Raw genomic sequence first — 12,172 nt, forward strand, 5'->3', positions numbered from 1 at the left:
GTCCAACGAACGAAGAGGATTGCCCCATGACCCTGACCCGCAGCGACTGGGAACAGCGCGCCAAAGCCCTGCACATCGAAGGCCGCGCCTTCGTCCACGGCGCCTACCGCAACGCCGTCAGCGGCGAAACCTTCGAGTGCATCAGCCCGGTCGACGGCCGCCTGCTGGCACGGGTCTCCAGCTGCGACAAGGCCGATGCCGAGGCTGCCGTGGCCGACGCCCGCGCGGTGTTCGAGTCCGGTGTCTGGTCGCGCTTGGCGCCCGCCCGGCGCAAGGCGATCATGATCCGTTTCGCCGACCTGATCGAAGCCAATGGCGAGGAGCTGGCCCTGCTGGAAACCCTCGACATGGGCAAGCCGATCAGCGATTCCATGGCCGTCGACATTCCCGCCGCCGCCCGTGCATTGCGTTGGAGCGGCGAGGCGATCGACAAGATCTACGACGAGGTCGCCGCCACCGCGCATGACGAGCTGGGCCTGGTCACTCGCGAACCGGTCGGCGTGGTCGCCGCCATCGTGCCGTGGAACTTCCCGCTGCTGATGAGCAGCTGGAAGCTCGGCCCGGCGCTCGCCACCGGCAACTCGGTGATCCTCAAGCCGTCGGAAAAATCGCCGCTGACCGCCATCCGCATCGCCGCGCTGGCCATCGAGGCGGGCATCCCGGCCGGTGTGCTCAACGTGCTGCCGGGCCATGGCCACACGGTCGGCCGCGCGCTGGCGCTGCACATGGACGTCGACACGCTGGTGTTCACCGGTTCGACGCGGATCGCCAAGCAACTGATGGTCTACGCCGGCGAATCGAACATGAAGCGCGTCTGGCTGGAAGCCGGCGGCAAGAGCCCGAACATCGTCTTCGCCGATGCGCCCGATCTCAAGGCCGCCGCCGAGGCCGCTGCCAGCGCCATCGCCTTCAACCAGGGCGAAGTCTGCACCGCCGGTTCGCGCCTGCTGGTCGAGCGCTCGATCAAGGACCAGTTCCTGCCGCTGGTGATCGAGGCGCTGAAGGCCTGGAAGCCGGGCAACCCGCTGGATCCGGCCACCAGCGTCGGCGCCCTGGTCGACACCACGCAGATGAACAACGTGCTGTCCTACATCCAGGCCGGCCACGACGACGGCGCCAGGCTGGTCGCCGGCGGCAAGCGGGTGCTGGAGGAAACTGGTGGCACCTACATCGAGCCGACCGTCTTCGATGGCGTGGACAACGCCATGCGCATCGCCAAGGAAGAGATCTTCGGCCCGGTGCTGTCAGTGATCGCCTTCGACGATGTCGAGGACGCCATCGCCATCGCCAACGACACCGTCTACGGCCTGGCCGCCGCGGTCTGGACCAGCAACCTGTCCAAGGCGCACCTCACCGCCAAGGCGCTGCGCGCCGGCAGCGTGTGGGTCAACCAGTACGACGGCGGCGACATGACGGCGCCCTTCGGTGGCTTCAAGCAGTCGGGTAACGGCCGCGACAAGTCGCTGCACGCCTTCGACAAGTACACCGAGCTGAAGTCCACCTGGATCAAGCTGTAGGAACCCGTTCGGAGTCTGCTGCGCGGCGTTGAGCGCAGGCTCGTCTGTCGCTCGCGAGGCTCCGGCAGATTCCATAACACGCTCAGCGGGCCCGACCCGCGAACAAGAAGGTCCGCCCCGGTACACGGGGCCGGCTCATTGCGAGCCCTACCTGCGGCCGGGTTTCCTTGGGAACCCGGCCGTTTGCTTTGCTGCCGTGAAAGAAGAGAGATCGACCATGCGTTGGGGGACTTATTTCGCCGTCTGTGCGGCGGTGATCAGCATCGGGCTGGCGCTGGGCGTGACCATGCCGCTGGTGTCGCTGCGCCTGGAGGGCTGGGGTTACGGCAATTTCGCGATCGGCGTCATGGCGGCGACTCCGGCGGTCGGCGTGCTGCTCGGCGCGTCGCTGGCAGGCCATCTCGCCGCCCGGCTGGGAACCACGCGTCTGATGCAGACCTGCCTGCTGCTCGGCGCGGTATCCGTGGCGTTGCTGGCGCTGGTGCAGCACTACGCGGTATGGCTGGCGTTGCGCCTGGGGATCGGCGTGGCGCTGACGATGGTGTTCATCCTCGGCGAAAGCTGGATCAACCAGTTGGCCCCGGAAAAATGGCGCGGTCGCCTGGTGGCCCTGTATGGCACCGGCTATGCGCTGAGCCAGCTGTCCGGGCCGCTGCTGCTGAGCGTGCTCGGCACCGACAACGACTCGGCGTTCTGGACCGGCACCGGCCTGCTGGTCGGCGGTTCGCTGGTGCTGCTCGGCCGCTCCGGCGCGCCGCGCGTGGATGCCCACGGCGCTTCCGGGCGAGGCCTGTTCGCTTTCTGCCGCAAGCTTCCGGCGATCGCCTGGGCGGTGGCGCTGTTCGCCGCCTTCGAGGCGATGATGCTGACGCTGCTGCCGGTCTACGGGCTGCGACAGGGCTTCACCCAGGAGGTGGCGCTGCTGATGGCCAGCGTGGTGGTGGTCGGCGATGCCGCGCTGCAACTGCCGATCGGCCTGCTCGCCGACCGCATGTCCCGCGGCGCGCTGTTCCGCGCATGCGGTGTGCTCCTGCTGGTGTCGAGCCTGAGCATCCCGCTCCTGCTGCACACCCAGGCGATCTGGCCGCTGCTGGTGCTGTTCGGCGCCGCCGCCGGCGGGTTGTTCACCCTGTCGCTGATCCTCATCGGCGAGCGCTATCGCGACGACGAACTGGTTCGCGCCAATGCGCACGTGGCGCAGCTCTGGGGGTTGGGCTGCCTGGTCGGGCCGCTGCTCACCGGCGCGGCCAGCCAGTGGCTCAGCGGGCATGCGTTGCCGCTGGTGATGGCGGCGGGCGCGGCGGTGTTCGTCTGGCTGATCCGGCGCCCCGGAGGTTTCACCGACGTCTCGCCGGAGCCGTCGTGAGAGACGCGCACACGGCGCCTAGAGCAGCCGTTCCAGCCCGATGACCTTGGCCAGCCAGGCGTTGATCTGGCGCCAGGCACCGCCCGGCTCCCTGTCGATGCGGTGCAGGCGGCGATTGTCCTCGGCGATCCACACTAGCCGCCCGTTCTCCAGGCGCACCTCGTAGCTGAGCGCCGGCGCCATGCCTTCCAGGGTCAGGCGGCGCACCTCGCCGGCCAGCTCCGGGCTGTCCACCAGCACGCCGACCTCGGTGTTCCAGAGGATCGAGCGCGGGTCGAAGTTCAGCGAGCCGATGAACACCTTGCGTCGATCGAACACCAGCGCCTTGCTGTGCAGGCTGGATTCCGAGGAGCCGCTCAGGTTGTAGGACGCCTCCTGCTCCGGCTGCCGGCGCAGCTCGAAGAGCTTCACCCCGTGACGCAACAGCGCCTTGCGGTAGGGCGCGTAGCCGCCGTGCACGGCCGGCACGTCGGTGGCCTCCAGCGAGTTGGTCAGCAGGCTCACCGAAACGCCCGCGTCGGCGCGCCCGGTGAGGTAGGTCAGCCCATCCTCGGCGGGCACGAAGTAGGCGGAGATCAGCATCAGCTCCTCGCTGACATTGGTCAGCTCAGGGCCCAGTTGCGAGGTCAGCAGCAACTGCGGATCGGGCTCGCTCTTGAGGATCTTGGTCGGTGCGTCCCACATCGCGCTGCCATGCGCCCAGATCAGCTCGTCCAGCCAGCCTGCCAGGCGCGGGTGGTCCTGGTAGTCCATCAGTCGCTGGTAGTTCTCGCGCTGCTCGACCTGCGCCGCGTTCAGGTAGTCGGTCAGTCCGCGACGGGTCTTCGCCAGGTCGCGGGCGCTGGGCGGAAAGCTGACGAATTGCTCGATCGGCCTGCTCAGCGCGCTGTTCCAGTACTGATCGAAGCTCTGCCCGAGCTGCTCGGCCACCGGGCCGGCGCCCAGCAGGTCGATGTCGGTGAAGTTCAGGTTCGGTTCGACGTCGAAATACTCGTCGCCCAGGTTGCGCCCGCCGACCACCGCCACGGCGTTGTCCGCCAGCCAGAGTTTGTTGTGCATGCGGCGGTGCTGCAGGGTGACGTCGAACAACCGCCCCAGGGCGCGGGTGATGCCGGTGGCGCGGCCCAGGTGCAGCGGGTTGAACACCCGCACCTGGACGTTCGGGTGGGCGCCGAGCAGGGCGATCTCGTCGTCCTGGCCGTCGCTGGTGGTGTCGTCGAGGAGAATGCGCACGCGCACGCCGCGGTCGGCGGCCTTGAGCAACTCGTCGATCAGCGCGCGGGTGCTGAGGCCATCGTGGACGATGTAGTACTGCAGGTCGAGGCTCTGCCGGGCGGCGCGGATCAGCTCGGCGCGGGCGATGAACGCCTCGGTGCTGGAGGACAGCAGGCGAAAGCCGGATTGCCCCGCGGGGTGCTGCTGCGCCTGGGCGATGAGGGCGGCGCCGAGCGGCGAATCCTTGGCCGGCAACGCCTGGCTGGGCTCGATCGGCACGTGATTGGCGCAGGCGGTCAGCAGTAGCGCAACCAGCAACAGCAGATGTCGACGCAAAGTAGCCTCCCGCTACATTCAACCTAGCGGTTAGACGGCTCTCTTGCGGTTTGATTCAGCGAAGCGGCGCGAGGGCTCTAGGGCGGGCAGTCGCGTCGCTCAACCTTCGGCCATCTGCGCCGCCACCGCTTCGCCGACGGCGCGCACCGCCTGCTCGATCAGCGTGCTGGGCTTGCTGGCGTAGTTCATCCGCAGGCAGTTCCGGTATTTTCCCGCCGCGGAAAAGATGCTGCCGGTGGCGATCTGTATGCCCTGGCTGGCGAGGGTACGATTCAGCCGGTGGCTGTCGAAGCCTTCGGGCATTTCCACCCAGATCATGAAACTGCCCTGCGGCTGGCTGACCTTCACCCCGGCCGGGAAGTAGCGGGCGATCCATTCGATCATCACGTCGCGGCTGCGCTGGTACTGCGCGCGCATGCGCCGCAGGTGCGGCTCGTAGTGGCCGCCGCTGATGAATTCGGCAAGCGCCAGTTGCGGCAGTTGCGCGGTGGCGCCGGTGCCCATGTACTTCATGTGCAGCACGCGGTCCAGGTAACGGCCAGGGGCGATCCAGCCGACCCGCATGCCGGGCGCCAGGGTTTTCGAGAAGGAGCTGCAGAGCAGCACGCGGCCATCCTCGTCGAACGACTTGATGGTGCGGGGGCGCGGGTAGCGGTAGGCCAGTTCGCCGTAGACGTCGTCCTCGATGATCGCCACGTCGTAGCGCTGGGCCAGCGTCAGCAGGGCGCGCTTGTTGGCCTCCGGCATGACGTAGCCGAGCGGGCTGTTGCAGGTCGGCGTGAGCTGGATGGCCTTGATCGGCCACTGCTCCAGGGCCAGCTCCAGCGCCTCCAGGCTGATCCCGGTGAGCGGGTCGCTGGGCAGTTCCAGGGCCTTCATGCCAAAACCCTTGAGCGCCTGCATCACGCCATGGAAGCTCGGCGAGTCCACCGCGACGATGTCGCCGGGCTCGCACAGGGCGCGAATGGCGGCCGACAGCGCTTCGTGGCAGCCGGTGGTCACGACGATCTCGGTGGCCGGAATCTGGCAGCCGGAGTCGAGCATTAGCCGCGATATCTGTTCGCGCAGGCCGATGTCGCCATAGATGTTGCCGTAGGTGAGGGTGTTCAGCTCCTGCCGCCGGCCCAGCCGAGACAGCGAGCGCAGCAGCGGTTTCAGCGTCGGGCTGCTGATGTCCGGGCGCCCCCGACCGAGCTGGATCAGCTTCTCGCTGGGCTCGCCGCCGATCTGCTCCAGCACCTGATCCCACTGCGAGACCTCCACCGGCCGCTGCGCGTTGCGAATCACGTTGGGCAGCGCAGGCACCTGGCGCGCGGCGGGCACGAAGTAGCCCGACTTCGGCCGCGGTGTCGCCAGGCCCTGGTCCTCGAGGTGCCGGTAGGCCTGCTGCACGGTGCTCAGGCTGACGCCGTGCTCGACGCTCAGCGCGCGCACTGACGGCAGGCGATCGCCGGGAAGGTAGAGGCCCTGCTCGATGCGTGCGCCGATCACATGGGCAAGGTTCTGGTAAAGCGTCATCGACTGAGGATTCCTCTGCGATCAGTACAGATACGTCAAAAACCATCGATTCAGAGGTGATTTCCGCCCGGCTGTATGGGGTTAATTTCCACACGCTGAATCTGTATCGGTTTTTAGATGGGCGCAATGATGTTCTCCCATACAGATGAAGGCAAGGAGAGCGCGATGCGCGACTCGATCGAAAGCTGCGAGGAACTCGTCGAACCCGGACCGGTGCTGGGGGATCGGCGCCCCACCCTGCGCCTGGTGGCGTCCGTGCCTGTGGGCGAGGGGCGCTGGGTGGTGTTCTGGCGCGCCCTGCGCACCCGCAAGGCGCTGCTGAGCCTCAGCCGCCACGCCTTGCACGACATCGGCCTGAGCCGCGCCGATGCCTTGGCCGAGGCGGAAAAATCGATCTGGACGCTCTGGCGCGAGACCGGACGCGGGACGCGCCCGGACCGGTGAGGACGACGCCCGTGTCACGCCAGCCCGGTGGCTTCCTTGAAGCGGTACCAGAGCATGCCCAGGGCGAGCATCGGCGAGCGCAGGCGTTTGCCGCCCGGAAAGGTGATGTGCGGAACCTTGTCGAACAGGTCGAAGCCGCCGCCCTGCTGCCCGCTGATGGCTTCGGCGAGCAGCTTGCCAGCCAGGTGGGTAGCGTTCAGTCCATGGCCGGAATACGCCTGCGCGTAATACACGTTGGGGCGATCGGCGAAGCGGCCGATCTGCGGCAGGCGATTGGCGCCGATGCCGATCATCCCGCCCCACTGGTAGTCGATACGGGTGTTTTCCAGTTGCGGGAAGACCTTGAGCATCTTCGGTCGCATGTAGTCGGCGATGTCCGCCGGGTCGCGCCCTGAATAGTGGCAGGCTCCGCCGAACAGCAGGCGGCGGTCGGCGGACAGGCGATAGTAGTCCAGCGCCACGCGCTGGTCACAGAGCGCCATGTTCTGCGGGATCAGCGCCTGCGCCTGCTCCTCGGAAAGCGGCTCGGTGGCGATCACGTAGCTGCCGGCGGGCAGTACCCTGCCGCCGAGCCGCGGCTCTAGGTCCTTGATGTAGGCATTGCAGGCGAGCACCAGGGTCTTGGCGCAGACGCGGCCCTGTTCGGTATGCACTTTCACCCCGTCGCCGTACTCGATGCGTATCACTTCGGAATGCTCGAACAGGCGCACGCCCAGCGCGGCGGCGGCGGCGGCCTCGCCGAGCGCGAGGTTGAGCGGATGCAGGTGGCCGGAACCCATGTCGATCAGCCCGCCGACGTAGCGGTCCGAGCCCACCACGCTGTGCATCTCGCCCGGTTGCAGTAGGCGCAGCGGATGCCGATAGCCCAGCCCCTGCAGCTCGGCCATGTCCTCGGCGAAACCGGCCAGGTCGGCCGGCTTGTTCGCCAGGTCGCAGTAGCCCCAGGTCAGGTCGCAGTCGATGGCGTGCTTCTCGATGCGCCGGCGGACGATTTCCACGGCTTCCAGGCCCATCAGCTTGAGTGAGCGCACGCCGTCCTCGCCGAGCACCGGGCGGAACTGCTCGACGCCGTGGCCGACGCCGCGAATCAGCTGGCCGCCGTTGCGTCCGCTGGCGCCCCAGCCGATCTGCCGCGCCTCCAGCAGCGCCACGGAGAACCCCCGTTCGGCCAGTTCGATGGCGGTGTTGAGCCCGCTGAAGCCGCCGCCGACGATGCACACGTCGACGCGCAGGGCGTCGCGCAGCGGCGGGTAGCTGAGCGCCTGGTTGGCGGTGGCGGTGTAATAGGAAGGAGCATGCCGATCCGTGTGCACCGGAAGCCGAACGCGAGCGCTCATGTGTGAAATCCTGATTGGGGTGTGTGGAAAATTTTACGCAGCATAGGGGTGACACCGTCGAGCATCAAGGCCCGGAGGCCGCGGCGGAAGTGTCAGGATGCCGCTGATCGGCTTGGCGCGGCGGCGTCGCGACGATGCGCGCTTCACCGCCCGGGCGAACCGATCGGCCGGCGCACCGTCCGAGGACTAGGCGCCTTCGAAATCAGTCCGGCACCGGCAGGTTGAGGCTTTCCTTCACCTCTTCCATGACGATGTAGCTTTTCGATTCGCGCACGTGCGGCAACTTGAGAAGGATGTCGCCGAGCAGCTTGCGGTAGGACGCCATCTCGTTGATCCGCGCCTTCACCAGGTAGTCGAAGTCGCCGGACACCAGGTGGCACTCGAGCACGTGGGGCAACTTGAGCACGGCGCGGCGGAACTCCTCGAAGGTGTCGCCGGACTTGTAATCGAGGCTGATCTGCACGAACACCAGCAGGCTGGACTTCAGGTGCTGCGGATTGAGCCGCGCCGAGTAGCCCATGATGATGCCCTCGCGTTCCAGCCGGCGGACCCGCTCGGTGCAGGGGGTGGTGGAGAGACCGATGCGCTCGCCCAGCTCGGTGAAGGAGATGCGGCCTTCTTCTTGCAGGATGCGCAGGATGTTGCGGTCGATCTTGTCCAGCTCGCGGCGCGATTGGTGCTGAGTTCTCACAGGAGATAGCCCTCCACAAAAAGCCTTTCGGCCCAGATTTGTCGCCAAATATAGCTTTTTAAATAGTCAAAATCACTGCTTATTGCTCCATATACTGCCGCACATTCGGGTTCGAAAAACTTAGCCGTTCGGATGGCGTCCGGGCGAGGAGGCAGCATGCGTGTTCTGGTTCTCGGTAGCGGTGTCATTGGTACCGCCAGCGCCTACTATCTGGCCCGTGCCGGCTTCGAGGTGACGGTCGTCGACCGCCAGCCCGCGCCTGCCATGGAAACCAGTTTCGCCAACGCCGGCCAGGTCTCGCCCGGCTACGCCTCGCCCTGGGCGGCGCCCGGCGTGCCGTTCAAGGCGATGAAGTGGCTGCTGCAGAAGCACGCTCCGCTGGCGATCAAGGCCACCGGCGACGTTCAGCAGTACCTCTGGATGGCGCAGATGCTGCGCAACTGCACGGCGGCGCGCTACGCGGTGAACAAGGAGCGCATGGTGCGCCTCTCGGAATACAGCCGTGACTGCCTCGACGAACTGCGTGCGGAAACCGGCATCGCCTACGAAGGCCGCCAGCTCGGCACCACTCAGCTGTTCCGCACCCAGGCGCAACTGGATGCCGCGGCCAAGGACATCGCCGTGCTGGAACAGTCCGGCGTGCCCTACGAACTGCTCGACCGTGCCGGCATCGCCCGGGTCGAGCCGGCGCTGGCCAAGGTCACCGACAAGCTCGCCGGCGCCCTGCGCCTGCCCAACGACCAGACCGGCGACTGCCAGATGTTCACCACGCGGCTGGCGGAAATGGCCCGCGCGCTGGGCGTCGAATTCCGCTTCGGGCAGAACATCCAGCGCCTGGATTTCGCCGGCGACCGGATCAACGGCGTGTGGATCGACGGCAAGCTGGAAACCGCCGACCGCTACGTGCTGGCCCTGGGCAGCTACAGCCCGCAGCTGCTCAAGCCGCTGGGCATCCGCGCGCCGGTCTATCCGCTCAAGGGTTACTCGCTGACCGTGCCGATCACCAATGCGGCGATGGCGCCCAGCTCGACGATCCTCGACGAGACCTACAAGGTCGCCATGACCCGCTTCGACAATCGCATCCGCGTGGGCGGCATGGCCGAGATCGCCGGCTTCGACCTGAGCCTCAGCCCGCGCCGCCGCGCCACCCTGGAGATGCTGGTCAACGACCTCTATCCCGAGGGCGGCGACCTCGCCCAGGCCGAGTTCTGGACCGGCCTGCGCCCGGCGACCCCGGACGGCACGCCGATCGTTGGCGCCACGCCGTTCCGCAACCTGTTCCTCAATACCGGACACGGTACCCTGGGCTGGACCATGGCCTGCGGATCCGGCCGTTTCCTCGCCGACCTGATGGCGCAGAAGCGCCCGCAGATCAGCGCCGAAGGCCTGGACATCACCCGCTACGGCAATTCACAGGAGACCCACAAGCATGTCCATCCAGCGCCTGCGCACTGAAAAGCGCTTCAGCGAAATCGTCATCCATAACGGCACCGTCTACCTGGCGGGGCAACTGGCCGACGACTACGCCGGCGACATCCGCGCGCAGACCCGCGAGACCCTGGCCAGCATCGACCGCTTCCTGGCCGAGGCGGGCAGCGACAAGTCTAAGATCCTTTCGGTGACCATCTACCTCAAGGACATGGCCGACTACGCCGGGTTGAACCTGGAGTGGGACGCCTGGGTCGCCGAGGGCGCCACGCCAGCCCGCGCCTGCGTCGAGGCCGCGCTCTACGACCCGCGTGTGCGGGTGGAAATGAGCGTGATCGCCGCTCAGGCCTGACCGCTGCCCGGCCTCGCGCCGGGCCTCTTTCAATCTTTCAGAAGTCCCGAACCATGCGCCCCGCCCGTGCCCTGATCGACCTGCAAGCCTTCCGCCACAACTACCGCCTGGCCCGCGAAGTGGGCGGCGCGCGCGCCCTCGCCGTGGTCAAGGCGGATGCCTATGGGCATGGCGCACTGGAATGCGCGGCGGTGCTGGCCGACGAGGCGGACGGTTTCGCCGTGGCGATGATAGAGGAAGCGCTGGAGCTGCGCGCCGCCGGTATCCGCGCGCCGATCCTGCTGCTGGAAGGCTTCTTCGAGGCCGATGAGCTGGCGCTGATCGCCGAGCACGACCTGTGGTGCGTGGTGCATTCGACCTGGCAGATCGAGGCCATCGAGCGCGCCGCGCTGAGCCGGCCGCTGTGCGTCTGGCTCAAGCTCGACAGCGGCATGCACCGCGTCGGCCTGCATCCGGCGGAGTTCCAGCAGGGCCACCGGCGGCTGCTGGCCAGCGGCAAGGTGGCCAAGGTCGTGCTGATGACCCACTTCGCCCGCGCCGATGAGCTGGACCACGGCCGCACGGCGGAGCAGCTCGCGGTGTTCGAGACGGCCCGCGAAGGGCTCGCCGCGGAAGTCAGCCTGCGCAACTCGCCGGCGCTGCTGGGCTGGCCGCAGCTCTTTCCCCAGCAGCGCCCGAGCGACTGGCTGCGGCCGGGGATCATGCTCTACGGCGCCACGCCCTTCGAAGAGGCGCACCCGTTGGCCGACCGGCTACAGCCGGTGATGACCCTCGAATCGAAGATCATCTGCGTGCGCGAGCTGCCCGCCGGCGAGCCGGTGGGCTACGGCGCACGCTTCGTCAGCGAGCGCCCGACGCGCGTCGGGGTGGTCGCCATGGGCTATGCCGACGGTTACCCGCGGCACGCTCCGAGCGGCACGCCGGTGAGCATCGACGGCCAGCCGAGCCGGCTCATCGGGCGCGTCTCGATGGACATGCTCACTGTCGACCTGACGGACCTGCCGCAGGCCGGGCTCGGCAGCCGGGTGGAGTTCTGGGGCAAATCCGTTTCGGTGAGCGAGGTCGCCGCCCGGGCCGAAACCATTCCCTACCAGCTGATGTGCAACCTGAAGCGCGTACCGCGCGTCCATTCGGGCCACTGAAGGCCCCTCTGCAGGCCGCGCGAATCCTGGGATGCGGCGCTTTTGTGCGGGAAACCTGATCGCAGCGTTGTAAATTCCGAACGCTGTGCGATGATACGGCCCACTTCGACCGCAGCTATCCCCTCGAGGAGGGTTCAACCATTGGACGTCGGTGTTCGACTGCAATCCATCCGCAAGCACAAAGGCCTCTCTCAGCGTGAACTCGCCAAGCGTGCGGGCGTCACCAACAGCACCATCTCGATGATCGAGAAGAACAGCGTCAGCCCCTCGATCAGCTCCCTGAAGAAAGTGCTCGGCGGCATTCCGATGTCGCTGGTGGAGTTCTTTTCCCTGGATTTCGAACAGGACAACCAGACCCAGGTGGTCTACCGCGCCAGCGAGCTGCTCGACATCTCCGACGGCGCCGTGACCATGAAGCTGATCGGCAAGGCCCATCCCAGCCGCGCCATCGCCTTTCTCGACGAAACCTACCCGCCGGGGGCCGATACCGGCGCGGAGATGCTCAACCACGACGGCGAAGAGGCCGGCATGCTGATCGACGGGCGCCTCGAACTGACCGTCTCCGGCGAGCTGTTCGTGCTCGAGAGTGGCGACAGCTACTACTTCGAGAGCAACAAGCCACATCGCTTCCGCAACCCCTTCGACAAGCCCGCGCGACTGATCAGCGCCACCACCCCTGCCAACTTCTGAGGCCACGGCTGCGACGCGATGCCGCAAGCCCATGCATGGCGCAGGGTTGTTTCGGCTGGGCGGGCTTATCGGTATACTGGCGCCCGCTCGCGAAACCGTGGCCGCGAGCGTTTCTAGCCACGATGAGGGTGTAAGG

Annotated in this window: 11 protein-coding genes; 7 read left to right on the forward strand and 4 right to left on the reverse strand. The window is 67.2% G+C overall.

The annotated features are described in order from the left end of the window. Positions 1-26 precede the first annotated feature (26 nt). Both QMX85_RS09230 and QMX85_RS09235 read left to right on the forward strand, forming a co-directional pair. On the forward strand, positions 27-1,517 hold the full coding sequence (locus QMX85_RS09230) for an aldehyde dehydrogenase (RefSeq protein ID WP_282340110.1): 1,491 nt from the start codon (positions 27-29) through the stop codon (positions 1,515-1,517). A 217-nt stretch (positions 1,518-1,734) separates the two neighbouring features. Next, on the forward strand, positions 1,735-2,883 hold the full coding sequence (locus QMX85_RS09235) for an MFS transporter (protein ID WP_282340112.1): 1,149 nt from the start codon (positions 1,735-1,737) through the stop codon (positions 2,881-2,883). 18 nt (positions 2,884-2,901) lie between these two features. Here the strand turns inward: QMX85_RS09235 and QMX85_RS09240 are convergent, their stop codons facing one another. Both QMX85_RS09240 and QMX85_RS09245 read right to left on the reverse strand, forming a co-directional pair. Beyond that, positions 2,902-4,434, reverse strand: coding sequence for a phospholipase D family protein (locus tag QMX85_RS09240; RefSeq protein ID WP_282340114.1), 1,533 nt, complete (start codon positions 4,432-4,434; stop codon positions 2,902-2,904). Between the two features lie 99 nt (positions 4,435-4,533). Beyond that, positions 4,534-5,952, reverse strand: coding sequence for a PLP-dependent aminotransferase family protein (locus QMX85_RS09245; protein WP_282340116.1), 1,419 nt, complete (start codon positions 5,950-5,952; stop codon positions 4,534-4,536). A gap of 165 nt (positions 5,953-6,117) precedes the next feature. Here QMX85_RS09245 and QMX85_RS09250 point away from each other — a divergent pair, with 165 nt between their 5' ends. Further along, positions 6,118-6,396 carry a DUF1127 domain-containing protein gene (locus tag QMX85_RS09250; RefSeq protein ID WP_282340118.1) on the forward strand — a complete coding sequence of 93 codons (279 nt, stop codon included), beginning with the start codon at positions 6,118-6,120 and terminating at the stop codon, positions 6,394-6,396. Between the two features lie 14 nt (positions 6,397-6,410). Here the strand turns inward: QMX85_RS09250 and QMX85_RS09255 are convergent, their stop codons facing one another. Both QMX85_RS09255 and dadR read right to left on the reverse strand, forming a co-directional pair. Further along, complete coding sequence (locus tag QMX85_RS09255; RefSeq protein ID WP_282340120.1) at positions 6,411-7,733, reverse strand: FAD-binding oxidoreductase; 1,323 nt, start codon at positions 7,731-7,733, stop codon at positions 6,411-6,413. Positions 7,734-7,935: 202 nt separating this feature from the next. Continuing rightward, complete coding sequence (gene dadR, locus QMX85_RS09260) at positions 7,936-8,424, reverse strand: transcriptional regulator DadR (RefSeq protein ID WP_090224356.1); 489 nt, start codon at positions 8,422-8,424, stop codon at positions 7,936-7,938. Between the two features lie 156 nt (positions 8,425-8,580). Between dadR and dadA the strand changes: the two genes are divergently transcribed. The 4 genes from dadA (at position 8,581) to QMX85_RS09280 (ending at position 12,036) form a co-directional block, all read left to right on the forward strand. Further along, positions 8,581-9,879 (forward strand): D-amino acid dehydrogenase, encoded by a 1,299-nt coding sequence (dadA, locus tag QMX85_RS09265; protein WP_282340123.1) that lies wholly within the window; start codon positions 8,581-8,583, stop codon positions 9,877-9,879. After that, positions 9,854-10,204: a RidA family protein gene (locus tag QMX85_RS09270; RefSeq protein WP_282340125.1), complete on the forward strand. Its 351-nt coding sequence runs from the start codon at positions 9,854-9,856 to the stop codon at positions 10,202-10,204. Before dadA ends, QMX85_RS09270 begins: the two co-directional genes overlap by 26 nt. Positions 10,205-10,257: 53 nt before the next feature. After that, positions 10,258-11,346, forward strand: coding sequence for an alanine racemase (gene alr / locus QMX85_RS09275; RefSeq protein WP_273234124.1), 1,089 nt, complete (start codon positions 10,258-10,260; stop codon positions 11,344-11,346). A gap of 141 nt (positions 11,347-11,487) precedes the next feature. Next, positions 11,488-12,036, forward strand: a complete 549-nt coding sequence (locus tag QMX85_RS09280) for a cupin domain-containing protein (protein WP_090224349.1) — start codon at positions 11,488-11,490, stop codon at positions 12,034-12,036. Positions 12,037-12,172: the final 136 nt, after the last annotated feature.

Origin of the sequence: Pseudomonas sp. PS02288, from assembly GCF_029959715.1 — a bacterium.
GTDB lineage: Bacteria > Pseudomonadota > Gammaproteobacteria > Pseudomonadales > Pseudomonadaceae > Pseudomonas_O > Pseudomonas_O kuykendallii.

Excerpts from the sequence above, each read along its gene's own strand:
- QMX85_RS09230 (WP_282340110.1), top strand. The coding sequence starts at position 27 with ATGACCCTGACCCGCAGCGACTGGGAACAGCGCGCCAAAGCCCTGCAC.
- QMX85_RS09235 (WP_282340112.1), top strand. The coding sequence starts at position 1,735 with ATGCGTTGGGGGACTTATTTCGCCGTCTGTGCGGCGGTGATCAGCATC.
- QMX85_RS09245 (WP_282340116.1), bottom strand. The coding sequence starts at position 5,952 with ATGACGCTTTACCAGAACCTTGCCCATGTGATCGGCGCACGCATCGAG.
- QMX85_RS09250 (WP_282340118.1), top strand. The coding sequence starts at position 6,118 with ATGCGCGACTCGATCGAAAGCTGCGAGGAACTCGTCGAACCCGGACCG.
- QMX85_RS09255 (WP_282340120.1), bottom strand. The coding sequence starts at position 7,733 with ATGAGCGCTCGCGTTCGGCTTCCGGTGCACACGGATCGGCATGCTCCT.
- dadA (WP_282340123.1), top strand. The coding sequence starts at position 8,581 with ATGCGTGTTCTGGTTCTCGGTAGCGGTGTCATTGGTACCGCCAGCGCC.
- QMX85_RS09270 (WP_282340125.1), top strand. The coding sequence starts at position 9,854 with ATGTCCATCCAGCGCCTGCGCACTGAAAAGCGCTTCAGCGAAATCGTC.
- alr (WP_273234124.1), top strand. The coding sequence starts at position 10,258 with ATGCGCCCCGCCCGTGCCCTGATCGACCTGCAAGCCTTCCGCCACAAC.